The 23,503-nt window shown below is 71.3% G+C and carries 23 protein-coding genes and 1 pseudogene; 17 read left to right on the top strand and 7 right to left on the bottom strand.

All coding sequences use genetic code 11. The annotated features are described in order from the left end of the window. Positions 1-170: 170 nt before the first annotated feature. A pseudogene (gene cofC, locus ACZ7LS_RS26800) lies at positions 171-821 on the bottom strand (2-phospho-L-lactate guanylyltransferase); the annotation flags it as partial. Between the two features lie 172 nt (positions 822-993). On the opposite strand from cofC, the gene ACZ7LS_RS26805 reads away from it, so the two are divergent. The 3 genes from ACZ7LS_RS26805 to ACZ7LS_RS26815 all read left to right on the top strand — a co-directional run bounded on the left by ACZ7LS_RS26805 (position 994) and on the right by ACZ7LS_RS26815 (position 3,986). Then, entirely contained in the window at positions 994-1,740 is a 747-nt protein-coding gene (locus tag ACZ7LS_RS26805; RefSeq protein WP_382517245.1) for a lysophospholipid acyltransferase family protein, read from the top strand. Next, positions 1,737-2,738, top strand: coding sequence for an NAD(P)H-dependent glycerol-3-phosphate dehydrogenase (locus tag ACZ7LS_RS26810; protein ID WP_382517242.1), 1,002 nt, complete (start codon positions 1,737-1,739; stop codon positions 2,736-2,738). Before ACZ7LS_RS26805 ends, ACZ7LS_RS26810 begins: the two co-directional genes overlap by 4 nt. A 75-nt stretch (positions 2,739-2,813) precedes the next feature. Further along, positions 2,814-3,986, top strand: a complete 1,173-nt coding sequence (locus ACZ7LS_RS26815) for a D-alanine--D-alanine ligase family protein (RefSeq protein ID WP_382517239.1) — start codon at positions 2,814-2,816, stop codon at positions 3,984-3,986. A gap of 65 nt (positions 3,987-4,051) precedes the next feature. On the opposite strand, the gene ACZ7LS_RS26820 is transcribed toward ACZ7LS_RS26815, so the two are convergent. Continuing rightward, entirely contained in the window at positions 4,052-4,546 is a 495-nt protein-coding gene (locus ACZ7LS_RS26820; protein ID WP_382665033.1) for a DUF3515 domain-containing protein, read from the bottom strand. Between the two features lie 26 nt (positions 4,547-4,572). Then, on the bottom strand, positions 4,573-4,806 hold the full coding sequence (locus ACZ7LS_RS26825) for an Lrp/AsnC family transcriptional regulator (RefSeq protein WP_030351778.1): 234 nt from the start codon (positions 4,804-4,806) through the stop codon (positions 4,573-4,575). Between the two features lie 205 nt (positions 4,807-5,011). On the opposite strand from ACZ7LS_RS26825, the gene ACZ7LS_RS26830 reads away from it, so the two are divergent. Together ACZ7LS_RS26830 and thiD are read left to right on the top strand one after the other, a co-directional pair. Continuing rightward, a complete protein-coding gene (locus ACZ7LS_RS26830) occupies positions 5,012-5,983 on the top strand; it encodes a thiamine-phosphate kinase (protein WP_382517235.1) in 972 nt (323 codons plus the stop codon). A 10-nt stretch (positions 5,984-5,993) separates the two neighbouring features. Then, a complete protein-coding gene (gene thiD / locus ACZ7LS_RS26835) occupies positions 5,994-6,809 on the top strand; it encodes a bifunctional hydroxymethylpyrimidine kinase/phosphomethylpyrimidine kinase (RefSeq protein WP_382664681.1) in 816 nt (271 codons plus the stop codon). 155 nt (positions 6,810-6,964) lie between these two features. On the opposite strand, the gene rpmB is transcribed toward thiD, so the two are convergent. Beyond that, positions 6,965-7,150 carry a 50S ribosomal protein L28 gene (gene rpmB, locus ACZ7LS_RS26840; protein WP_003957616.1) on the bottom strand — a complete coding sequence of 62 codons (186 nt, stop codon included), beginning with the start codon at positions 7,148-7,150 and terminating at the stop codon, positions 6,965-6,967. Positions 7,151-7,406: 256 nt separating this feature from the next. Between rpmB and ACZ7LS_RS26845 the strand changes: the two genes are divergently transcribed. The 9 genes from ACZ7LS_RS26845 (at position 7,407) to mutM (ending at position 16,688) form a co-directional block, all read left to right on the top strand. Next, on the top strand, positions 7,407-9,044 hold the full coding sequence (locus ACZ7LS_RS26845) for a DAK2 domain-containing protein (protein WP_385133365.1): 1,638 nt from the start codon (positions 7,407-7,409) through the stop codon (positions 9,042-9,044). Between the two features lie 25 nt (positions 9,045-9,069). Next, positions 9,070-11,337 carry an ATP-dependent DNA helicase RecG gene (recG, locus tag ACZ7LS_RS26850; protein ID WP_385133368.1) on the top strand — a complete coding sequence of 756 codons (2,268 nt, stop codon included), beginning with the start codon at positions 9,070-9,072 and terminating at the stop codon, positions 11,335-11,337. 147 nt (positions 11,338-11,484) lie between these two features. After that, positions 11,485-12,069 (top strand): 16S rRNA (guanine(966)-N(2))-methyltransferase RsmD, encoded by a 585-nt coding sequence (rsmD, locus tag ACZ7LS_RS26855; RefSeq protein WP_382517223.1) that lies wholly within the window; start codon positions 11,485-11,487, stop codon positions 12,067-12,069. A 26-nt stretch (positions 12,070-12,095) separates the two neighbouring features. Then, positions 12,096-12,575 (top strand): pantetheine-phosphate adenylyltransferase, encoded by a 480-nt coding sequence (coaD, locus tag ACZ7LS_RS26860; protein ID WP_193564124.1) that lies wholly within the window; start codon positions 12,096-12,098, stop codon positions 12,573-12,575. Positions 12,576-12,673: 98 nt separating this feature from the next. Next, positions 12,674-13,813, top strand: coding sequence for an ATP synthase F0 subunit B (locus ACZ7LS_RS26865; RefSeq protein ID WP_382517221.1), 1,140 nt, complete (start codon positions 12,674-12,676; stop codon positions 13,811-13,813). A gap of 144 nt (positions 13,814-13,957) precedes the next feature. Continuing rightward, complete coding sequence (locus ACZ7LS_RS26870; RefSeq protein ID WP_382517219.1) at positions 13,958-14,665, top strand: YceD family protein; 708 nt, start codon at positions 13,958-13,960, stop codon at positions 14,663-14,665. A gap of 2 nt (positions 14,666-14,667) precedes the next feature. Further along, positions 14,668-14,841 carry a 50S ribosomal protein L32 gene (gene rpmF, locus ACZ7LS_RS26875; RefSeq protein ID WP_003965982.1) on the top strand — a complete coding sequence of 58 codons (174 nt, stop codon included), beginning with the start codon at positions 14,668-14,670 and terminating at the stop codon, positions 14,839-14,841. 19 nt (positions 14,842-14,860) lie between these two features. Beyond that, complete coding sequence (rnc, locus tag ACZ7LS_RS26880; protein WP_382517215.1) at positions 14,861-15,730, top strand: ribonuclease III; 870 nt, start codon at positions 14,861-14,863, stop codon at positions 15,728-15,730. 97 nt (positions 15,731-15,827) lie between these two features. Continuing rightward, positions 15,828-16,688, top strand: coding sequence for a bifunctional DNA-formamidopyrimidine glycosylase/DNA-(apurinic or apyrimidinic site) lyase (gene mutM / locus ACZ7LS_RS26885; RefSeq protein ID WP_382664675.1), 861 nt, complete (start codon positions 15,828-15,830; stop codon positions 16,686-16,688). Here the strand turns inward: mutM and ACZ7LS_RS26890 are convergent. The 3 genes from ACZ7LS_RS26890 to ACZ7LS_RS26900 all read right to left on the bottom strand — a co-directional run bounded on the left by ACZ7LS_RS26890 (position 16,661) and on the right by ACZ7LS_RS26900 (position 18,563). Next, on the bottom strand, positions 16,661-17,029 hold the full coding sequence (locus ACZ7LS_RS26890; RefSeq protein WP_382517210.1) for a winged helix-turn-helix transcriptional regulator: 369 nt from the start codon (positions 17,027-17,029) through the stop codon (positions 16,661-16,663). The genes mutM and ACZ7LS_RS26890 overlap by 28 nt on opposite strands. Before the next feature lie 65 nt (positions 17,030-17,094). Continuing rightward, positions 17,095-17,553, bottom strand: coding sequence for a hypothetical protein (locus tag ACZ7LS_RS26895; protein ID WP_382517207.1), 459 nt, complete (start codon positions 17,551-17,553; stop codon positions 17,095-17,097). Between the two features lie 98 nt (positions 17,554-17,651). Then, entirely contained in the window at positions 17,652-18,563 is a 912-nt protein-coding gene (locus ACZ7LS_RS26900; RefSeq protein ID WP_385133373.1) for a CAP domain-containing protein, read from the bottom strand. A gap of 134 nt (positions 18,564-18,697) precedes the next feature. On the opposite strand from ACZ7LS_RS26900, the gene ACZ7LS_RS26905 reads away from it, so the two are divergent. The 3 genes from ACZ7LS_RS26905 (at position 18,698) to ACZ7LS_RS26915 (ending at position 23,433) form a co-directional block, all read left to right on the top strand. Beyond that, positions 18,698-18,979 (top strand): acylphosphatase, encoded by a 282-nt coding sequence (locus ACZ7LS_RS26905; RefSeq protein ID WP_129772221.1) that lies wholly within the window; start codon positions 18,698-18,700, stop codon positions 18,977-18,979. A gap of 382 nt (positions 18,980-19,361) precedes the next feature. Further along, positions 19,362-19,580, top strand: a complete 219-nt coding sequence (locus tag ACZ7LS_RS26910) for a hypothetical protein (protein ID WP_030351764.1) — start codon at positions 19,362-19,364, stop codon at positions 19,578-19,580. A 199-nt stretch (positions 19,581-19,779) separates the two neighbouring features. Then, positions 19,780-23,433: an AAA family ATPase gene (locus tag ACZ7LS_RS26915; protein WP_382517200.1), complete on the top strand. Its 3,654-nt coding sequence runs from the start codon at positions 19,780-19,782 to the stop codon at positions 23,431-23,433. Positions 23,434-23,503 lie beyond the last annotated feature (70 nt).

Genomic DNA, 23,503 nt, shown 5'->3' on the forward strand with positions numbered 1-23,503 from the left:
TCCACCGGGGTGCCGTCGTCCAGCAGCACACTCCCGGCGCGGGTCTCGGAATCGTAGGTGTACGAGGTCGCCTGCATCACCGCAGCGTAGCGGTCCTCCGCCGGCCCGCGGAGGCCGCCGGTGCCCGTCGTACGGCCCGCCGGCCACGCGGCGGGCAGGGGGCCGCGCGGCGCGTACCGGCGGGCCGTGTACGGGCCCAGACCCAGCGCCGCCGCCGCCCGCAGATCATCACCCGTGTCCACGTCCCGCCGTACGGAATCGACCCCGGTCAGGAGTATTTCCACCGCGCCCGAGGACAAATGCCGATGCCGGGAGGGACCGCCGAAAGCCGGATTCAATTCGGCACCGGGCGCGGCCGTCAGCAATGTCGTGCCGATTTCGGCGGCGTCCGCGAGAAAGGCGCGCGGAAATGCGTCCGCGGCGGAGAGCACCCGGGTCAGTTCGGCGGGCCGCAGCGCCGGCAGATCCGCGTTGAGCGCGGCCACGGCCGCCCGCGGCCGCACCGCCCTGACGGCCCGGGCGCCGTGCGCCAGCGCCGCGTTGAGACCGCCCGCCGGGGAGTCGGGCACGATACGGGCCCCCAGACCGGCCAGTTCCGCGCCCGCCGTCGGGTCGTCCGTGACGACCACCACATCCCGGACCGCGGGGCTGGCCAGCGCGGCCGCCACGGTGTCCTGCGCGAACGCGAGGGCGAGCCGCGGGCGCAGGGCGTCGCCCGTCGCCCCGGCGAGCCTGCTCTTGGCCAGCCGGAGCGGTTTGAGGGGGACGACCAGAGACCAGCGGGCGGTCGGGTCGGTGTTCGTGGCGGACTCTCCGTCCATGCTGTGGCGGCCCAGGTGTATCCGCCCTCTATTGTGGCCCGGCACCGTCCCGGCCCACACAGGCGGTCCCGGAAGCGAGGCGTACGGTGTTCTCGACAGAGCAGGGGCCCGGGGCCACACTTGACCCCCGGCAGCCGGGCATGAGCCGGGTGAGAAAGAGGAAGGTGTCCGAGTGTCCCGCCGCAGAATCGGCTTCTGGTACCGCCTGGCGGCGGCCATCGCGAAACCGCCGCTGATCGTGCTGCTCAAGCGGGACTGGAAGGGTGCGGAGCACATTCCGGCCGACGGCGGATTCATCACCGCGGTGAACCACAATTCGCACCTCGACCCGTTCGCGTACGCGCACTTCCAGTACAACACAGGCCGTGTTCCGCGCTTCCTCGCCAAGCACGGCCTATTCACCAGGGGATTCATCGGGGCCGTGATGCGCGGCACCGGCCAGATTCCCGTCTACCGCGAGACCAGCGACGCGCTGAGCGCCTTCCGCGCCGCCATCGACGCCGTCGAGCGCGGCGAGTGCGTGGCCTTCTACCCCGAGGGCACCCTCACCCGCGACCCCGGCCTGTGGCCCATGACCGCCAAGACCGGTGTCGCCAGGGTCGCCCTCCAGACCAAGTGCCCGGTCATCCCCATCGCGCAGTGGGGCGCCAACCTGCTGCTGCCGCCGTACGCGAAGAAGCCGGACCTCTTCCCGCGCAAGACGCACCGGGTGCTGGTCGGACCGCCCGTGGACCTGGCGCGCTACTACGGCAGGGACATCACCCCCGAATTGCTGCGCGAGGTCACCGAGGTCATCATGGCCGCGATCACGGAACTGCTCTCCGAGCTGCGCGGAGAGCCGGTGCCCACGGCCGCGTACGACCATCGCAAGGCCAGGGCGGAACAGCGGCGCAAGGCCGCGGAAGAGGGGTCGAAGTGACGCGGGTCGCCGTCTTCGGAGCGGGTTCGTGGGGTACGGCGTTCGCCATGGTCCTCGCCGACGCGGGGTGCGACGTGACGGTCTGGGGCCGCCGCGAGGAGGTCGTCGAGGCGATCAACACCTCACGCACCAACCCGGACTATCTGCCCGGCTTCGAACTGCCCGCCGGCGTACGGGCCACCACCGATCCCGCGGCGGCCGCCCGCGGCGCCGAGTTCACGGTGCTCACCGTGCCCTCGCAGACGCTGCGCGGCAATCTCGCCGAGTGGGCGCCCGTACTGCCCGCCGACACCGTGCTCGTCTCGCTGATGAAGGGCGTCGAACTCGGCACCGCGAAGCGGATGAGCGAGGTGATCGAGGAGGTCGCCAAGGCACCGGCCGAGCGGGTCGCCGTCATCACCGGCCCCAACCTCGCCAAGGAGATCGCCGGACGGATGCCCGCCGCCGCCGTCGTCGCGTGCCGGGACGAGGCCGTCGCACGACGGCTCCAGTCCGCCTGCCACACCCCGTACTTCCGCCCGTACACCAACACCGACGTCGTCGGCTGCGAACTCGGCGGCGCGGTCAAGAACGTCATCGGTCTCGCCGTCGGCATCGCCGACGGCATGGGCCTCGGCGACAACACCAAGGCGTCCCTGATGACCCGCGGCCTCGCGGAGACCACCCGGCTCGGCCTCGCCATGGGCGCCGACCCGCACACCTTCTCCGGCCTCGCCGGCATGGGCGATCTGATCGCCACCTGCTCCTCGCCGCTCTCCCGCAACCACACCTTCGGCACCAACCTCGGCCGCGGAATGACCCTCCAGGAGACCATCGCGGTCACCAAGCAGACCGCCGAGGGCGTCAAATCCTGTGAGTCCGTGCTCGATCTCGCCCGCCGCCACGGCGTCGACATGCCGCTCACGGAGACAGTCGTGGAGATCGTGCACAACGGCAAGCCGCCGCTCGTCGCGCTCAAGGAACTGATGTCGCGCAGCGCCAAGTCCGAGCGCGGCTGACTTCGGGCGATGGTCGCCGACCCGGCCGCGACCAACGCTGACTCGGGCGCTACCACCAGGTACCCTCATCGCGATATGAGCAGCGAGAACTCCCCCCAGAGCCCTGAGCAGCAGCTCCGCAAGCCGCGCGTGGCCGTCGTCTTCGGCGGCCGGAGCTCCGAGCACGCCATTTCCGTCGTCACGGCCGGGGCCGTGCTGCGGTCCATCGACCGGACGAAGTACGACGTCCTGCCCATCGGCATCACCACCGACGGCCGCTGGGCGCTCACCGCCGACGACCCGGAGCGGATGGCCATCGCCGACCGCGCGCTGCCGAGCGTCGACCAGATCGCCGAGTCCACCGACGGCGCCGTCGTCCTCTCCATCGACCCGGGCAACCGCGAGGTCGTCTACAGCGAGCCGGGTTCCGTACCCAAGGCGCTGGGCGAGGTCGACGTCGTCTTCCCCGTACTGCACGGCCCGTACGGAGAGGACGGCACCCTCCAGGGCCTGCTGGAACTCTCCGGTGTGCCGTACGTCGGCGCGGGCGTCCTCGCCTCCGCCGTCGGGCAGGACAAGGAGTACATGAAGCGGGTGTTCACCTCCTTCGGGCTGCCCGTCGGCCCGTATCTGGTGATCCGCCCCCGCGAATGGGAGCAGGGCCCCGAAGGAGCCAAGGGCGCCGCCGCCCGCGCGAAGATCACCGACTTCGCCGCCGAGCACGGCTGGCCGCTCTTCGTGAAGCCCGCCCGCGCCGGATCCTCCATGGGGATCACCAAGGTCGAGGACGCCTCGGGGCTCGACGAGGCGATCACCGAGGCCCAGCGCCACGACCCCAAGATCCTGGTGGAGTCGCTGCTGCGGGGCCGCGAGATCGAGTGCGGAGTGCTGGAGTTCGAGGACGGCCCCCGGGCCAGCGTGCCCGCCGAGATCCCGCCGGTCACGGCGCACGACTTCTACGACTTCGAGGCCAAGTACATCGACTCGGCCACCGGCCTGGTGCCCGCGCCCCTCACCGAGGAGCAGACGGCCGAGGTGCAGCGGCTCGCCGTCGAGGCGTTCGAGGCCGCCTCCTGCGAGGGCCTGGTCCGCGCGGACTTCTTCCTCACCGAGGACGGCGAGTTCGTCATCAACGAGATCAATACGCTGCCGGGCTTCACACCGATCTCGATGTTCCCGCGGATGTGGCAGGAGAGCGGGGTCGGTTACCCGGAGCTGATCGACCGGCTGATCCAGGCGGCGCTGCGCCGGCCCACCGGGCTGCGCTGACCCCCGTATGCGGCCCTGGTGATAGGGCCCGCCGGACGTGTCCGGTCACCGTCGGTCGCGTCCGGTCACAGACTGGACGGGATCGTCTTCCTGACCGGCTCGGCCAGCTCGGCGAGCGGGGTGGAGTCATGCCTGAACCGCTCGTCCATGGTGACCTCGACGTACGTCTTGCGGTACGTGGTGGTGAAGCGGGGCCCCGAGTCCCGTTCCTCCAGCATCCAGTTGACGCCGTTCGCCTCCACCGCGTCCGACTGGGCATCACTCATCCCCGCGGGCCGGGGGACACCGCAGCGCAGTACGATCGCGGCGTCCCCCCACCCGGCGGTCAGTTCGGACGACGGCTCGGGATCGGCCCGGCCGAGGCCGGAGACGGTCTTCGGCAGCTCCTTGTGGAGAGCCCGGCACAGCGTCGCCTCGTCCGCGGGCGGACGGGGAACCGCGACCGACACCGACGCGTCGGGGGAGGAACAGCCCGCCACCGCCGCCAGCAGAACGACGGCGGACAGGCGGACGAGCGGACGGCCGGATAGCCTGCGGCGGAACGGCGGGCGACAGGAAATGGTCACCGGCCAAGGGTAGACGGGGGCTACAAGTGCACGACCGGGCAGGTCAGGGTGCGGGTGATGCCTTCCACTTGCTGGATTTTCGCGACCACCATGCGGCCCAGCTCATCGACGGTGTCCGCCTGAGCGCGCACGATCACGTCATAGGGACCGGTGACGTCCTCGGCCTGGATAACTCCCGGAATCTTGGCGATGGTCTCGGCGACGGTCGTCGCCTTTCCCACCTCGGTCTGGATAAGGATGTACGCCTGTACCACGGAACCTCCAGGGCGGCCACGAGGATCATGTGGGGGAAAGAGACGCCACGGTATCGCGTCGCCGAGTGCGGCGGGGAGACCCGGGTCCCGGGTGGCGCCCGCAGGGTGGCGTACGGAAGACGAAGTTGACGCGACTCATGACGGTACCGACAGCAGTGAAGGACCGCGACCGCGTGTGCGGCCCGGTGATGAGAGGGGAGACTCGGTGAAGGGAACCGTGGGCGAGTTGGGGGAGTTCGGTCTCATCAGAGAACTCACCTCCCGGCTCACCACCACCCCGGCGGTCCGGCTCGGGCCGGGCGACGACGCCGCGGTCGTGGCCGCGCCCGACCGCAGGGTCGTGGCGAGTACGGACCTGTTGCTGGAGGGGCGGCACTTCCGCCGTGACTGGTCGACGGCGTACGACGTCGGCCGGAAGGCGGCCGCGCAGAACCTCGCCGACATCGCGGCGATGGGCGCGGTCCCCACCGCGCTGCTCCTCGGCCTGGTCGTTCCGGCCGAACTCCCGGTCACCTGGCCCACCGAGCTGATGGACGGCATCCGCGACGAGTGCCAGGTCGCGGGCGCGGCCGTGGTCGGCGGTGATGTCGTACGCGGCGACACGATCACCATCGCCATCACGGCGCTCGGTGATCTCCGCAACCACGAGCCGGTCACCCGGTCCGGCGCGCGGCCGGGCGATGTCATCGCGTACACCGGCTGGTTGGGCTGGTCGGCGGCCGGGCACGCGGTGCTCTCGCGCGGCTTCCGCTCGCCCCGCGCCTTCGTGGAGGCGCACCGCAGGCCGGAGCCGCCGTACCACGCGGGCCCCGCGGCGGCCGGGCTCGGCGCCACCGCCATGACCGACGTCAGTGACGGACTCGTCGCGGACATCGGCCATATCGCCGAGGCCAGCAAGGTCCGTATCGACCTGCGCTCCGGTCTGATCGACATCCCCTCGCAGATGAACGACATCGGCCAGGCGGTCGGGATCGACCCGCTCCAGTGGGTGCTGACGGGCGGCGAGGACCACGCGATCGTCGCCACGTTCCCGCCGGACGTGAAGCTGCCGGCCCGCTGGAAGGTGATCGGGGAGGTCCTCAACCCGTCCGCGCTGCCGCAGGTGACCGTCGACGGGGCGCCCTGGACCAGCAAGGGCGGCTGGGACCACTTCGGAGACATCGAGGACGCCCGGTAGATTCGGCACCATGCCGATATCTGAACGTGTGACGCCACCGTCCGTACCACCGCGCGTGCTCACCGTCGCCGGATCGGACTCCGGCGGCGGTGCGGGCATCCAGGCGGATCTGAAGACCATGCTGGCGTTCGGAACGCACGGCATGAGCGTGCTCACGGCGGTGACGGCACAGAACTCCCTGGGTGTGCACGGCGCCTGGGAGCTGCCGGTGGAGGCCGTACGGGCCCAGTACCGAGCCGTCGTCGACGACATCGGCGTCCAGGCCGTGAAGACCGGCATGCTCTCCTCCGCCGAACTGGTCGCGGCCGTCGCGGAACTGCTCGCCGGGACCGACGCCCCCGTGGTCGTCGACCCCGTCGGCGTCTCCAAGCACGGTGATCCGCTGCTGGCCGCCTCGGCGCTGGACGGCGTACGGACGAAGCTGCTGCCGGTCGCGGACGTCGCCACCCCCAACCTGGACGAGGTGGCCCAGCTCACCGGCGTACGGGTGGAGGACGAGACGGGGCTGCGGCGCGCGGCCCGCGCCGTCCTCGAATTCGGGCCGCGCTGGGCGCTGATCAAGGGCGGGCATCTGCCGGGGGACGCGGTGGACCTGCTGACCGACGGCACCGAGGAGCACTGGCTGCGGGCACCACGCCACGACAGCCGGCACACGCACGGGACGGGCTGCACCTACGCGTCGGCGATCGCCTCGGGCCTGGCCAGGGGGCAGGGCGTCGTGGCGGCCGTCCGGGCGGCCAAGGAGTATGTGACGGGCGCGATCACGCACGGCTTTCCGCTGGGCGCGGGGATCGGCCCGGTGGATCACCTGTGGCGTCTGCGCTGACGGTGACGCCTGGCGGCGCCGTCCGGGAAGGCCCGCCCGAGCATGGCGTCGGAGTACGGCGTCCCGAGCACGGGTCCGAGCACGGCAAAAAGCCGGCCCACCGAGGTGGACCGGCTTTTCAAGGCAACCGCAGGGGCTGCGCTACGACGCAGGCGTCAGCGCGAGACCTTGCCGGCCTTGATGCACGATGTGCAGACGTTGAGCCGCTTCGGCGTCCGACCGACCACGGCACGCACGCGCTGGATGTTCGGGTTCCAGCGACGGGACGTACGGCGGTGCGAGTGCGAAATGTTGTTGCCGAAGCCCGGCCCCTTGCCGCAGACGTCGCAGTTGGCAGCCACGGGTCACTCCAAAGACTTCAGATGCTCGTACAGAGAAATCCGGCGTGCCGGGAATCAGTGACTGATGTGGCGTTGCCGGGGGATTGGCCCGACTCTCATCGGGCAACCGCAGCAGCATACAACGCCTGCCTCGGTACAAGAAAACTACCATGACGCGCAGCGGCTCCGTTCCTCCAGGTTGGCCCGCTGTTCGCCTCCCGTCCCCGGGCTACCCTGCGTGCAGCCCGCATCCAGGCCGCTCAAGGAGGACCCTCAGGTGCCGCAGACCCTCGACGCAGCAGCGGTACGGAGCTGGTGCTCGCTGGCGCTGGAGGCCCTCGGCCGGGAGCGCGAGGAGATCGACGCGATCAATGTCTATCCGGTCGCCGACGGTGACACGGGCACCAATCTGTATCTGACCGTGGAGTCCGCGGCGCAGGCGGTCGAGGCCGTCTTCGCGGCCCATGAGACCGGCTCCTCGGAGCCCGCGCCGGCCGATGCCGTGCGGGCCATGGCGCATGGCGCGCTGATCGGTGCCCGGGGGAATTCCGGGACGATCCTGGCGCAGCTGCTGCGCGGGATGGCGGAGGTGCTGGCGGACGCGGCGCCCGCGGATCCCGGGGGGGCCGGCGGGGAGCGGCTCGCCCCGGCGCTGCGACGGGCCGCCGGGCTGGCCCGTGAGGCCGTCGCGCACCCCGTCGAGGGCACGATCCTGAGCGTGGCCTCCGCCGCCGCGGAGGCGGCGGAACGCAGCGGGTCGGCGGACGCGGGAGTGACCGTACGCGCGGCGTACGCCGGAGCGCGCGCCGCGCTCGCCGCCACTCCGGGCCAGCTGCCCGTGCTCGGGCGCGCCGGGGTCGTCGACGCCGGGGGGCGCGGGCTGCTCACCGTCCTGGGCGCGCTGCTGCGGTCGCTCACGGGGGAGACCCCGGCCGCCTTCCCGATGGGCCGGCGCCGGTACGAGGACCCGGCCGCGGTCGAGCCGGCGGTCGGGCACTGCGCCCCCGGGGGCGGCCCCGCCTTCGAGGTGATCTATCTGCTGGAGGCGGACGACCGCGCCGTGGCCCGGCTCAGGACCCGGCTCGACGGGCTGGGCGACTCCCTGGTCGTCGTCGGCGGCGACGGGCTGTGGAACGTACACATCCACGCCGACGACGCGGGCGCCGCCGTGGAGGCGGGGGTCGAGGCGGGACGCCCGTACCGCATCCGCGTCACCCACTTCGGCGCCGCCGCCGAGGAGCCGCCCGAGCGGGTCCAGCGGGCCGTCGTGGCGGTGGTCCCCGGCGAGGGGCTCGCGGGGGTGTGCGCCGAGGCCGGCGCGACGACCGTCCTCGCGCGCCCCGGGGAACCGCCCGCCAGCGGCGAGCTGGTCGAGGCGATCCGGCGGGCCCACGCGCGCGAGGTGGTGCTCCTGCCGAACGACGCCGCGCTGCGGCACACCGCCGCCGCGGCCGCCGAACAAGCCCGTACCGAGGGCGTACGGGTCGCCCTCATCCCCACCCGGGCCGCCGTCCAGGGCATCGCCGCGCTCGCCGTGCACCAGCCCGACCGCCGTTTCGACGAGGACGTGGTCGCCATGACCACCGCGGCCGGCGCCACCCGCTACGCCGAACTGGCCGTCGCCGAACGGCAGTCCTGGACCACGGCGGGAATCTGCCAGGCCGGGGACGTCCTCGGGCTGATCGACGGCGATGTGGCGGTGATCGGCGCCGATCTCGCCGCCACCGCCGAGGCGGTGCTCTCCCGGATGCTGGCGGCCGGCGGCGAACTGGTGACGCTGGTGCTCGGCGACGAGGCGCCGGACGCGCTGGCCGACCGCCTGGAGAGCTACGTACGGGACGGCCATCTGGCCGTCGACACCGTGGTGTACCGGGGCGGCAGGCAGTCCGTTCCGCTGCTCATCGGCGTGGAGTAGCCGCCTGTCAGTGGCGTGGTGTGCAATGGATCGCGTGCCCGCGCTGGATGAATCCCTCAAGAAGACGCTCGGCCCCGCCACCGCGAAGGTGATGGCCGAACACCTCGGCCTGCACACGGTCGGCGATCTGCTGCACCACTACCCGAGGCGGTACGAGGAGCGCGGCCAGCTCACCAAACTGGCCGATCTGCCGCTGGACGAGGACGTCACGGTGGTCGCGCAGGTCGCCGACTCCCGGATCATGACGTTCAACCAGGGCCGGGGCCAGCGGCTGGAGATCACCCTCACCGACGGCAGCGGCCGGCTCCAACTGGTCTTCTTCGGCAGGGGCATCCACAAGCCGCACAAGGAGCTGCCACCGGGCAGCCGCGGGATGTTCGCGGGCAAGGTGTCCGTCTTCAACCGCAAGCTCCAGCTCGCGCACCCCACCTATGTGCCGCTCGGCAGGGCCACCGGCGACGACGGGTCCACGGAGGACACCGCGGAGGCCGTGGACGCCTTCGCGGGCAAGCTGATCCCGATCTATCCGGCCTGCAAGGGGCTGGAGTCCTGGAAGATCACCAAAGCGGTCGACGCGGTGCTGCCCAGAGCCGCGGAAGCCGTCGATCCGCTGCCGCCCGCGCTGCGCGACGGGCGGGGGTTCTCCTCGCTGCCCGAGGCGCTGCTGAAGGTCCACCGGCCCGAGAGCCGGGCGGACATCGAGTCCGCCAGACAGCGGCTGAAGTGGGACGAGGCGTTCGTCCTCCAGGTGGCGCTGGCAAGGCGGCGGTACGCGGACACGCAGCTGCCCGCCGTGGCCCGCGAGCCGGTGCCGGACGGACTGCTTGACGCCTTCGACGCCGACCTGCCTTTCACACTCACCGACGGCCAGCGGAAGGTCACCGGCGAGATCTTCGCGGACCTCGCCACCGAACACCCGATGCACCGGCTGCTCCAGGGCGAGGTCGGCTCGGGCAAGACGCTGGTCGCGCTCCGGGCGATGCTCGCGGTCGTCGACGCGGGCGGGCAGGCCGCCATGCTGGCGCCCACGGAGGTGCTCGCCCAGCAGCACCACCGTTCGATCACGGACATGATGGGCGAGCTGGCGCAGGGAGGGATGCTCGGCGGCGCCGAGCACGGCACCAAGGTCGTGCTGCTCACCGGCTCCATGGGCATGGCCGCGCGGCGTCAGGCGCTGCTCGATCTGGTCACCGGCGAGGCCGGGATCGTGATCGGTACGCACGCGCTGATCGAGGACAAGGTGCGCTTCCACGACCTCGGACTGGTCGTGGTGGACGAACAGCACCGCTTCGGCGTGGAGCAGCGGGACGCGCTCCGCTCCAAGGGCAAGCAGCCCCCGCATCTGCTGGTCATGACGGCCACCCCCATTCCCCGTACGGTCGCGATGACCGTCTTCGGCGATCTGGAGACCTCCGTCCTGGACCAGCTCCCGGCGGGCCGCTCGCCGATCGCCAGCCATGTGGTCCCGGCCCAGGACAAGCCGCACTTCCTCGCCCGCGCCTGGGAGCGGGTGCGGGAGGAGGTCGGCAAGGGACATCAGGCGTATGTCGTCTGCCCCCGGATCGGTGACGACGAGGAGGACGACACGGCGGGCCGGAAATCCCAGCAGTCCAAGCCGGCCGGCGCCTCCAAGCCGTCCAAGCCGTCCAAGCCGTCCAAGGAGGACGAGGCGGAGAAGCGGCCCCCGCTCGCGGTCGTGGAGGTCGCCGGGCAGCTCGCCGGGGGACCGCTCCAGGGGCTGCGCGTCGAGATCCTGCACGGACGGATGCAGCCCGACGACAAGGACGCCGTGATGCGCCGCTTCGCCGCGGGCGAGGTGGACGTGCTCGTCGCGACCACGGTCATCGAGGTCGGGGTGAACGTCCCGAACGCCACCGCCATGGTGATCATGGACGCGGACCGGTTCGGCGTCTCCCAACTGCACCAGCTGCGCGGACGCGTCGGCCGCGGCTCGGCCCCCGGCCTCTGTCTGCTGGTCACGGACATGCCCGAGGCCAGTCCCGCCAGGGCCCGGCTCGGGGCCGTCGCCGCCACGCTCGACGGCTTCGAGCTGTCCCGTATCGACCTCGAACAGCGCCGCGAGGGCGATGTCCTCGGCCAGGCCCAGTCCGGGGTGCGCTCCTCGCTGCGGATGCTCGCGGTCATCGAGGACGAGGAGATCATCGCCGCCGCCCGCGAGGAGGCCGCCGCGGTGGTCGCGGAGGATCCCGAGCTGACGGGCTCCCCGGAGCTGCGTACGGCGCTGGACGCCCTGCTGGACACCGAACGCGAGCAGTACCTCGACAAGGGCTGACCGGGTTCGGGCACCGGGCCGGGCCCGCTCGGGGCATACGCCATATCGTGGGGTCAGAGCCACTGCCCGAGCCCCGCGCGGGCCCGGACACGACCCGTCGGGCAGCAGACCCGTACACGACCCCATCGAACCGAGGACCCGACTCCCATGACCCGCGTGATCGCCGGTGCCGCCGGCGGACGCCGTCTCGCCGTACCGCCCGGCACCGGCACCCGCCCCACCTCCGACCGGGCGCGTGAGGGCCTCTTCTCCAGCTGGGAGTCGCTCCTCGGCACCCTCGACGGCGTCCGGATCGCCGATCTGTACGCGGGATCCGGCGCCGTGGGCCTGGAGGCGCTCTCCCGCGGCGCCGCGCACGCGCTGCTCGTCGAGGCCGACAGCCGCGCCGCCCGTACCGTCCGCGCCAACGTCACGACGCTCGGACTGCCCGGCGCGGAGGTCCGTACCGGCAAGGCCGAGCAGATCATCACGGGACCGGTCCCGGACACCCCCTACGACGTGGTCTTCCTCGATCCGCCGTACGCCGTCACCGACGACGATCTTCGGGAGATACTCCTCACACTCCGCACAAGGGGGTGGCTCAGCGGCGATGCCGTCGCCACCGTGGAACGCAGCACCAGGGGTGGGGAATTCGACTGGCCGGAGGGTTTCGAGCCCTTGCGGTCCCGTCGCTACGGCGAGGGGACGCTTTGGTACGGTCGCGCCGCCTCTACGAGTGAAGACGCACCATGACCGGACCGGAGAGCGAGGGAATCAAGTTGCGCCGCGCCGTCTGTCCGGGGTCCTTCGACCCCATCACCAATGGACATCTCGACATCATCGCCCGTGCCTCCAAGCTGTACGACGTCGTCCATGTCGCAGTGATGATCAATCAGTCCAAGAAGGGGCTGTTCACGATCGAGGAGCGGATCGGGCTGATCCGCGAGGTCACCGCCGAATTCGGCAACGTGGAGGTCGAGGCGTTCCACGGACTGCTCGTCGACTTCTGCAAGCAGCGCGACATCCCGGCCATCGTCAAGGGCCTGCGCGCCGTCAGCGACTTCGACTACGAGCTGCAGATGGCCCAGATGAACAACGGGCTCTCGGGGGTGGAGACCCTGTTCGTCCCCACCAACCCCACCTACAGCTTCCTCTCCTCCTCCCTGGTCAAAGAGGTCGCGACCTGGGGCGGGGACGTTTCCCACCTGCTGCCCGCGGCCGTCCACTCGGCCCTGTTGGCGCGTCTCGGCGAGCGCTGAGGAACTGACGGCCCGTCATCCGGTGTCGGACGGGCTCGAACTGGCCGTACAGTCGTTGCGTCCGTCTCCAAACCAGCTGAGAGAGTGGCGAGCACACGGTGGACGTACAGAAGAAGCTCGACGAGATCGTCGACGCGGTCGGCAGTGCCCGCTCCATGCCCATGTCGGCGTCCTGCGTGGTGAACCGCGCCGAGCTGCTCGCGATGCTGGAAGAGGTACGGGAAGCGCTCCCGGGCTCGCTGGCCCAGGCCCAGGAGCTGATCGGCGGCCGGGAGCAGCTCGCCGAGCAGGCCCGCCAGGAGGCCGAGCGCATCATCGAGGCGGCGCACGCCCAGCGCTCCGGGCTGATCTCCGACACCGCGGTCGCCCGGCAGTCCCAGGAGGAGGCCGACCGCATCCTCGCGGAGGCGCGCAGGGACGCCGAGGAGATCCGCGCCGAGGCCGACGACTACGTCGACTCCAAGCTCGCCAACTTCGAGGTCGTCCTCACCAAGACCATCGGCTCCGTCGACCGGGGCCGCGAGAAACTGCTCGGCCGCGCCACCGGCGGTGACGACGATGACGCCCCCGAGTACAGCGACGACCCCGGCACCCTGATCCGGCGGGCCGACGAGTACATCGACGCCAAGTTCGGCGCCTTCGAGGCCGTCCTGTCCAAGACCCTCGAAGCCGTCGGCCGCGGCAGGCAGAAACTCCACGGCCGCACCGACTCGGACGACCTCGGGGCGCACATGGCCGCCCAGGACGCGGCGGGCCCGCAGGGGCGCACCAGCGACGCGGACTATCTGGCGGATCTCGCGGGGAGCCCCCGGGAAGGCGTCCAGGAGCCCGTGGCGGAGCAGCGGCCCCCGGTGCCGGTCCAGCAGCCCTACGCCGAGCCCGCGTACCCGCAGACCCCGCCCCAGGCCCCGGCGCAGCCCCAGTACGCCGAGGCCGGCTACCAGGACCCCGCGTACGCCACGCAGGCCGGCTACGGCGGGTACCAGCAGCAGGACGCGTACGGCTACCAGCAGGACCCATACGCGTACCAGCAGCAGGGATACGGCCAGGACCAGGGCCACGGCCAGGCGCAGGGGTACGACCCGAACTACGGCTGGCAGCAGCAGCCCGAGGTCCAGCCCCAGCAGCACGCGCTGCCCCCGGCCCACGAGCCGCGGAGCGCCCTCGACGAGACCAGCCTCTTCGACACCAGCATGATCGACCTCGAACAGCTGCGCCGGTACGAGCAAGGGCACTGAGACCGCGCGGCCGGTACACCGGGGCCGCGCGGGGACGGGGCGCCGGGACCGCGCGCCCCGCCCGGTCTCCCCGAGGGGCCGGATTGGGCCTACGGCGGCCTGTCCAGTACCCTGGCTCTTCGGCCGCGTGTATGTCCGCGACTCATGCCGCCCGCTCGCCTCCGCGACGGTGGCGGCCCCCCTCACGATCCGAAAGCGGGAAAAGCCCTGAACGCGCGCCTCGACCACCGCGACCCCCTCGTGTTCGACACACACGAGCTGGGGCGGCGTCCTGGTGCGCTCCAGAAGCTGACCCGCTCGGTGCCCGCCCCCAAGGACTTCGGTATCGCGGGGGTGATCGGGACGCCCGAGGACGCGCCCGTGGAGCTGACCCTCCGCCTCGAATCCGTCATGGAGGGCGTGCTCGTCACGGGCACCGCCCGTGCGGCGGCCGAGGGGGAGTGCGTAAGGTGTCTGGAGCCGCTCAGCCAGGAAGTGGCGGCGGACTTCCAGGAGATGTTCTCGTACCACGACGCCGACGACCGGGGCCGCACCCGTGCGGAGCCGGCAGCCGACGCCGAGTACAGCGAGGACGACGACAGACTCTTCATCGAAGATGGCCTGTTCGACCTCGAACCGGTGCTGCGTGATGCGGTGGTGCTCGCACTGCCGATGCAGCCGGTGTGCCGGGAGACCTGCGCCGGCCTGTGTTCCACATGTGGGATCAGGCTGGACGAGAACCCGGACCACCACCACGACGCCGTCGACATCCGTTGGGCGGCACTGCAGGGACTCGCCGAGACCGTCAAGGACGGCGAGAAGGACAACATGGGCGGCGCCGAAGCGGGCGTCGACGAGAAGCAGGAGAAGTAGCCGTGGCTGTTCCGAAGCGGAAGATGTCGCGCAGCAACACGCGCCACCGCCGGTCGCAGTGGAAGGCTGCGGTCCCCACCCTGGTTTCGTGCGAGCGTTGCCAGGAGCCGAAGCTGCAGCACATCGCGTGCCCGAGCTGCGGCACCTATAACAAGCGCCAGGTCCTCGAGGTCTGAGCGGCTGGTGAGAGGCGCGATGTCTGAACTGTCCCATGCCAAGAAGCAGACAGACAATGTCAGCACAGCCTCGTCCCACACGCTTCTGGAAGGGCGGCTCGGGTATCAGCTCGAGACCGCCCTTCTGGTGCGTGCGCTGACCCATCGTTCGTACGCGTACGAGAACGGCGGTCTGCCCACCAACGAGCGGCTCGAATTCCTCGGGGATTCGGTGCTGGGCCTGGTGGTCACGGACACGCTGTACCGCACCCACCCCGATCTGCCCGAAGGCCAGCTGGCCAAATTGCGGGCCGCGGTGGTCAACTCGCGTGCGCTTGCGGAAGTGGGCCGCGGCCTGGAACTCGGCTCCTTCATCCGGCTCGGCCGGGGCGAAGAGGGCACGGGCGGCCGGGACAAGGCGTCCATCCTCGCCGACACCCTCGAAGCGGTGATCGGCGCTGTCTATCTCGACCAGGGCCTCGACGCGGCGTCCGAGCTGGTGCACCGGCTCTTCGACCCGTTGATCGAGAAGTCCTCGAATCTCGGGGCCGGCCTGGACTGGAAGACCAGTCTCCAGGAGCTGACCGCGGCGGAGAGCCTCGGTGTACCCGAGTATCTCGTCACGGAAACGGGTCCGGACCACGAGAAGACCTTCACTGCTGCCGCCCGCGTCGGTGGTGTCTCGTACGGCACCGGCACCGGCCGCAGCAAGAAGGAAGCGGAGCAGCAGGCGGCGGAGTCCGCCTGGCGGTCCATCCGGACCGCGGCGGACGAACGGGAGGCGGCGGGGAAGACCGACGCCGACGGCGACGTTGACGCGGACGACAGCGTCGACGCCACGGCAGGAGAGGCCGCCGACACCTCTTCGGCCCCGTCGGAGCCGACTCCCGCGGACGCGGCCAACGCCTGAGCGTCCCTGCTCTCTCCTTCCGGGTGCCGCCCCTCGCGTCGTCGTACGGCGTGAGGGGCGGCACCCGTTCCGGCCCTTTCACCCCCAGGAGCGTCCCGTGCCCGAGCTGCCCGAGGTCGAAGTCGTCCGGCGTGGACTCGAACGCTGGGTCGGCGGCCGGACCATCGCCGAGACCGAGGTGCTGCATCCGCGCGCGGTACGGCGGCACACCGCGGGCGGCGAGGACTTCGCGGCCCAGCTCAAAGGGCACACCATCGGTACGGCGCGGCGGCGCGGCAAGTACCTGTGGCTGCCCCTCGCCGACACGGACGCCTCGATCCTCGGCCATCTCGGCATGAGCGGCCAGCTGCTGGTGCAGCCCGAGAGCGCGCCCGACGAGAAGCATCTGCGTATCCGGATCCGCTTCGCCGACAGCCTCGCGACCGAGCTGCGCTTCGTCGACCAGCGGACCTTCGGCGGGCTCTCCCTCCACGAGAACACCCCCGAAGGACTGCCCGACGTCATCGCGCACATCGCCAGGGATCCGCTGGACCCGGCCTTCGACGACGCCGCCTTCCTCACCGCGCTGAAGCTGCGCCGTACGACGGTCAAGCGCGCCCTGCTCGACCAGTCGCTGATCAGCGGCGTCGGCAATATCTACGCGGACGAGGCGCTCTGGCGCGGCCGGCTCCATTACGAACGCCCCACGGCCACGCTGCCCCGGCCCCGCGCCGTGGAGCTGCTCGGTCATGTACGGGACGTGATGAACGCGGCCCTCGACGCCGGCGGCACCAGCTTCGACAGCCTGTACGTCAATGTGAACGGCGAATCGGGGTACTTCGACCGGTCGCTCGACGCGTACGGACGCGAGGACGAGCCGTGCCGCCGCTGCGGCACACCGATCCGCCGACGGCCCTGGATGAACCGGTCCAGCTACTTCTGCCCGCGCTGTCAGCGGGCTCCGCGCGTCGCGTCGTAACGCTCGCGCGCCGAGATCACCTCGGGCATCCGCCCCTCCACCAGCTGGATCAGCCCGAGCAGCCGCTCGGCGACCTCCCGGCCCAGCGGCGTCAGCTCGTAATCCACCCACGGCGGATTGACCGGCCGCGCCTCGCGCAGCACCAGACCGTCACGCTCCAGCGCGTGCAGGGTCTGGGAGAGCATTTTCTCGCTCACGCCGTCCACGCGCCGCCGCAGTTCGTTGAAGCGGAGGCGGCTCTCGTGGAGGGCGCCGATCGTCAGGCTGCCCCAGCGGCCCGTCACATGCTCCAGCGTGGTGCGCGAGGGGCACTGCCGGGAGAAGACATCGAAGGCGTCCATGGCGGTGACTTTACAACCGAAAGCGCCATCCGAAAGGTGGCGCTTTCATCTGGTAAGTCAAGCTCTCAGCAGACGGGCGACAGGCAGCGGAACGTGTAGTGCACGGAGCTGCTGATCGGCTCGTACCGCCGGTCCAGGGTGAACAGGCCCCCGGCCCGAGTGCCGGCGAAGGGATCCGCGCCGGGGTTCGGGAGGTGGAAGGGCATGTACGCGTATCCCTGGCCGCCGCTGCCGTTGACGGTGTAGGTGACGTAGCCCTCGATGTACTGGGGGCCGCAGTTGACGAACCACGTCACTCGCCCGCCGGGCGGAATCCGCTGAGGAGGAGGGGGATCGAAGCAGCCCGGACTGGCGTGCGAGCCGGCCAGGGTCAGCGTGCGCGTGGTCTCGTTGGTGAACCACGGCTGCAACACCACCGATCTGACCGACGGGTCGGGGGAGGCGGCGGAGGCTACGGGGGCCGACAGCCCCGTCCAGGCCAGTAAGAGGGTCAGAGCGGCACAGAACAGTTTGATTCTTCGCATGCGGGTTGCTGTCCCGCGGTGACGGTCCGCATGCGGCCGTCAGTGGCGATTACTCCGAACGAGTGACGTCCGGTCCTCGCCGGCCCGGAGGACGTACTTCAGAACCCGAAGTCCTGCGTCCACCACGGGCCGCCGGAGCCGGTGTGGACACCGACACCCAGCCGGGTGTAGTCGCAGTTCAATATGTTCGCGCGATGACCCTCGCTGTTCATCCACGAATCCATCACGGACTGGGCGGTGGCCTGCCCCCTGGCTATGTTCTCGCCGCCCAGATTCTTGACGCCCGCGGTGTCGGCGCGGTCCCAGGGCGTCTTGCCGTCCGGGTCCGTGTGGTCGAAGAACCCGCGCTCCGCCATGTCGTCACTGAAGTTCTGCGCCAGCCTGCCGAGCGAGGCATCGGCCCGCAGCGGGCTGCACCCCACCTTCGCGCGCTCCTTGTTGACCAGGGAGAGCACGGCCGCCTCGGAGGAACTGGAGCTGGAACCGGGAGCCGCGGGTGCCTCCACGGCGCGCTCGGTGGTCTGCTCGGGCGCCGGAGCCTCGCTGGAGCGCGACGGTATCCCGGTCTTCGGCTTCGGCGGGGCCGCGGCGGGCTTCGTCTTCTTCTCCGGCCGCGCGGCCGTCGACTCGGTCGATTCCTTCGAAGGAGTGACGGACGGCTTCCGCGGAGCGGGCGAGGCGGACGCCGACGGCGGCTGAGTCCGCTCGGCGCCACGGCTCGGCGAGGCCGGGCTCTCCCGCGTCGGACCGGCGGACGAGCCGCCCTGCTGCTGAAGCTCCGGAGCACCCTCGGTACGTATCTGCCCGCCATTGGCGCTGCCGCCGACCGTGAAGTGGTCACCGCCGCCGGGCAGCAGGCCCGAGGCGACGGCTACGGCTCCGACGGCCATGGCGGCGGAGGCCCCCAGCAGACCGGTGCGTACAGGGGTGGCTATCCGCCTCTTCCGGCGCGCACCGTCCACGTGGTCCTCGACGGGCGGGGCGGCGGCTGAGCGGCGGTGGCGTCCCATGTGCCTTCCTCATGCTCTCGACGGCAACGTGTCCAGGTCTCACCCGTACGAGTGAGACTATTGCGACGGGACTGTACGGCATGGTCTGCGGGGGCGCCGGTTACGCGAAGCAATTGGCCGGTTAGCTTGCGTGCATGAAAGATGACGTGCGACTTACGGCCTGGGTACGCGGCAGAGTGCAGGGAGTGGGCTTTCGCTGGTTCACCAGGGCAAACGCTCTGGAGATCGGCGGTCTCACCGGATTCGCCCTCAATCTGGACGACGGCAGGGTGCAGGTCGTCGCGGAGGGGCCGCGTGAGAATTGCCACCGTCTGCTGGAATGGCTGCGCTCGGCCGACACACCCGGGCGTGTGGACGGAGTCACTGAGATCTGGGACACCCCGCGCGGCGGCTACGAGACCTTCGCGATCCGCTGAGACCGCGCCGTCCGGGGCGGCACGAGAGGCCCCGGGAATGGCCGATGGCACATGCGCGGGTCGGCGGTGACCTGGTGGTTGCCAAGAACCGCCAGTCGTGCCAGGCTGCCCGGACAGGGATGATCTCCACGCCCCGGGGACCCCGTGGAAGAGCCGGCGCCGCACCCTTCGCGGGCGCCCGCCGCCGGGCCGCTCGCCCCTGCGGGCTGTGATCGTGTTGACCGTCAAACTTTTTGGTGAGACTCTGGAATCCCCGCGCACCTTAGCTGTTTGGCAGTAAGAACCGCAGTGAAGTACAAGCACTGCCAGGCACCGCGGGTGCGATTTCCCTCACGACCCACACCGCATCCGGTCGGTCACTCAGTGTGGAGGACCATTCATCATGGCAAAGGCGCTTCTCGGTTATGTCGGCGGTTCCGACCCGCGACTCCTCGCCGAGATGCGACGGCTCCAGCAGCGCGTCCAGGACCTCGAATCCGAACTCGTACGGATCCAGTCCGAGAACGACGTGCTGAACGCCGCCGTCGCACAGCACCCCGGAGAGTCGCTGCTCAATGGCATCGACATTGATGTACCCCAGGCGGAGCCCGCGCTCACCTGACAACAGCCCCCCTCGGGGTCGGGTGAGAAACACTCTCGCAAGATATGCAAGGGACGCTTCGGCGTCCCTTCTTTCTTTCCATCTTCCGCTGTACGAAGCATTGTTGGCGCTGCCACGCCTTTCTTAACGTCTGATGTGCCCTGCGCGTTCGGCGGTGAAACCGGCGAGGGACGATCGGAGCCGGGTAGAGTCCGGCGGCGTGCATCTCAAGGCCATGACCCTGCGCGGGTTCAAATCCTTCGCCTCCGCCACGACGCTGCGCTTCGAGCCGGGGATCACCTGCGTGGTGGGCCCGAACGGCTCGGGCAAGTCCAATGTCGTGGACGCGCTCTCCTGGGTCATGGGCGAGCAGGGGGCGAAATCGCTGCGCGGCGGCAAGATGGAAGACGTGATCTTCGCCGGGACGACCGGACGGCCGCCGCTCGGCCGCGCGGAGGTCTCGCTGACCATCGACAACTCCGACGGTGCGCTGCCCATCGACTACGCGGAAGTCACCATTACGCGGATCATGTTCCGCAACGGCGGCAGCGAATACCAGCTCAACGGCGATACCTGCCGCCTGCTCGATATCCAGGAACTGCTGTCCGACAGCGGTATCGGCCGCGAGATGCATGTCATCGTCGGCCAGGGCCAGCTCGACTCCGTACTGCACGCCGACCCGATGGGACGCCGGGCGTTCATCGAAGAAGCCGCCGGAGTTCTCAAACACCGCAAGCGCAAGGAGAAAGCGCTGCGGAAGCTGGACTCGATGCAGGCGAACCTGGCGCGCGTCCAGGACCTCACCGACGAGCTGCGCCGCCAGCTCAAACCCCTCGGACGGCAGGCGGCGGTCGCCCGGCGGGCCGCCGTCATACAGGCGGATCTGCGCGACGCGCGGCTCCGGCTGCTCGCCGACGATCTGGTCAGGCTGCGCGACGCGCTCCGTACGGAGATCGCCGACGAGGCGGAGCTGAAGCAGCGCAAGGAGGACGCCGAGGGCCGGCTCAAGACCGCCCTGACCCGGGAAGCCGAGCTGGAGGACGAGGTGCGCCGGCTGGCGCCGCGCCTCCAGCGGGCCCAGCAGACCTGGTACGAGCTGTCCCAGCTCGCCGAGCGGGTACGGGGCACGGTCTCGCTGGCCGACGCGCGGGTGAAGAGCGCCACCGCGGCCCCCACGGACGAGCGGCGCGGCCGCGACCCCGAGGACATGGAGCGCGAGGCCGCCCGCATCCGGGAGCAGGAGGCGGAACTGGAAGCCGCGCTGGAGGCGGCCGAGCACGCCCGCGAGGACACCGTCGCGCACCGCGCCGAGCTGGAACGGCAACTGGCCGCGGAGGAACGCCGGCTCAAGGACGCCGCACGGGCGATCGCCGACCGCCGCGAGGGCCTCGCCCGGCTGCACGGCCAGGTGAACGCCGCCCGCGGCCGGGCGGCTTCGGCCCAGGCCGAGATCGGCCGCCTCGCCGCGTCCCGTGACGAGGCGCGCGAGCGCGCGGTCGCAGCCCAGGAGGAGTACGAGCAGCTCAAGGCCGAGGTGGACGGCCTGGACGCCGAGGACCACGAACTGGGCGAGCGGTACGACAGCGCCCGCGAAGCACTGTCCGCGGCGGAGGCCGCCCTGACGGCGGCGCGCGAGGCCGCCACCACGGCCGAACGCGAACGCGCGGCACTCGCGGCCCGCCACGACGCGCTCGCCCTGGGCCTGCGCCGCAAGGACGGCACCGGCGCGCTGCTCGCCGCCCGTGACAGCCTCTCCGGTCTGCTCGGCCCCGCCGCCGAACTGCTCACCGTCACCCCCGGATACGAGATCCCGGTGGCCGCCGCCCTCGGCGCCGCCGCGGACGCGATCGCCGTCGCCGGTCCGACGGCGGCGGCCGAGGCCATCCGGCTGCTGCGCGCACGGGACGCGGGCCGCGCGGCCCTGCTGCTGGCCGGCCCTCCCGGGGAGGAAGAGCCCGGCCCCCCGGTCCGCTCGGGGCCGGCCCCCGGCGTGCCGGGCCAGGCGGCGGCGGAGGGACGCGGTACGGACGCCACCGCCGACCGTTCCGTACGTACCGCGACCGCCGTCGGCGCCGTGCCGCACGTCTCCGACCTGGTGAGCGGACCCGCCGAGCTGCTGGGCGCCGTACGCCGGCTCGTACGCGACACGGTGGTCGTCGGGACGCTGGAGGACGCCGAGGACCTCATCGCCACGCGGCCCGCGCTCACCGCCGTGACCGCCGAGGGCGATGTGCTCGGAGCGCACTTCGCGCACGGCGGCTCGGCGGGCGCGCCGAGCCTGCTGGAGGTGCGGGCCTCCGTCGACGAGGCCGCCGCCGACCTGGCGGAGCTGGCCGTACGGTGCGAGGAACTGGCGGGCGCGCAGCGCCTGGCCACCGCGCGGCGCGCCGAGTGCGCGGCGCTGGTGGAGGAGCTGGGGGAGCGGCGCAGGGCCGCAGACCGGGAGAAGTCCGCGGTGTCCGGACGGCTGGGACGGCTCTCCGGGCAGGCCCGCGCGGCGGCCGGCGAGGCCGAGCGCACGACCGCGGCCGCCGCCAAGGCCCAGGAGGCGCTGGAGCGCGCCACCGAGGAGGCGGAGGAACTCGCGGAACGGCTGCTGGTCGCCGAGGAGGCCCCGGTCCAGGAGGAACCGGACACCTCCGTACGGGACCGGCTCGCGGCCGACGGCGCCAACGCCCGGCAGACCGAGATGGAGGCCCGGCTCCAGGTCCGCACCCACGAGGAGCGGGTGAAGGGGCTCGCGGGCCGGGCCGACGCGCTCGACCGTGGCGCACGCGCCGAACGCGAGGCGCGGGCCCGCGCGGAACAGCGGCGCGCCCGGCTGCGCCACGAGGCCCACGTGGCCGGGGCCGTGGCGGCCGGCGCCCGGCAGCTGCTGGCGCATGTGGAGGTGTCGGTCGTACGGGCCGGGGCCGAGCGCGTCGCCGCCGAAGCCGCCAAGGCCGAACGCGAACGCGAACTGGCCGCCGAGCGCGGCCAGGGCCGCGACCTCAAGGCCGAACTGGACAAGCTCACCGACTCCGTGCACCGGGGCGAGGTGCTCGGCGCCGAGAAGCGGATGCGGATCGAGCAGCTGGAGGCCAAGGCCCTGGAGGAGCTGGGGGTGGAGCCGGCCGGGCTGATCGCGGAGTACGGCCCCGGTCAGCTCGTACCGCCGTCCCCGCCCGCCGAGGGCGAACAGCTGCCCGAGGACCCGGCGGATCCGCGCAACCAGCCCAGGCCGTATGTACGAGCCGAGCAGGAGAAGCGGCTCAAGGCGGCCGAACGGGCGCATCAGCAGCTCGGAAAGGTGAATCCGCTCGCCCTGGAGGAGTTCGCGGCGCTGGAGGAACGCCACAAGTTCCTCTCCGAGCAGCTCGAAGACCTGAAGAAGACCCGGGCGGATCTGCTGCTCGTGGTGAAGGAGGTCGACGAACGCGTCGAGCAGGTCTTCACGGAGGCGTACCGGGACACGGCGGAGCAGTTCGAGGGGGTCTTCTCGCGGCTCTTCCCCGGCGGCGAGGGGCGGCTCATCCTCACCGACCCCGAGAACATGCTCACCACCGGGGTGGACGTGGAGGCCAGGCCGCCGGGCAAGAAGGTCAAGCGGCTGTCGCTGCTCTCCGGCGGCGAACGGTCCCTGACGGCCGTGGCGTTGCTGGTGTCGATCTTCAAGGCGCGGCCGAGCCCGTTCTATGTGATGGACGAGGTCGAGGCGGCGCTCGACGACACCAACCTCCAGCGGCTCATCCGCATCATGCAGGAGCTCCAGGAGAGCTCCCAGCTGATCGTGATCACGCATCAGAAGCGGACGATGGAGGTCGCGGACGCGCTGTACGGGGTCTCCATGCAGGGCGACGGGGTCTCCAAGGTCATCAGCCAGCGGCTGCGCTGACCCCGTATCACCTGCGGATCCGCGCCGGGCAGGCGTACAAGTGGTGGCCGGGGGCAAGGTGTGACCCACT

It is taken from the genome of Streptomyces sp. NPDC039430 (assembly GCF_055639435.1).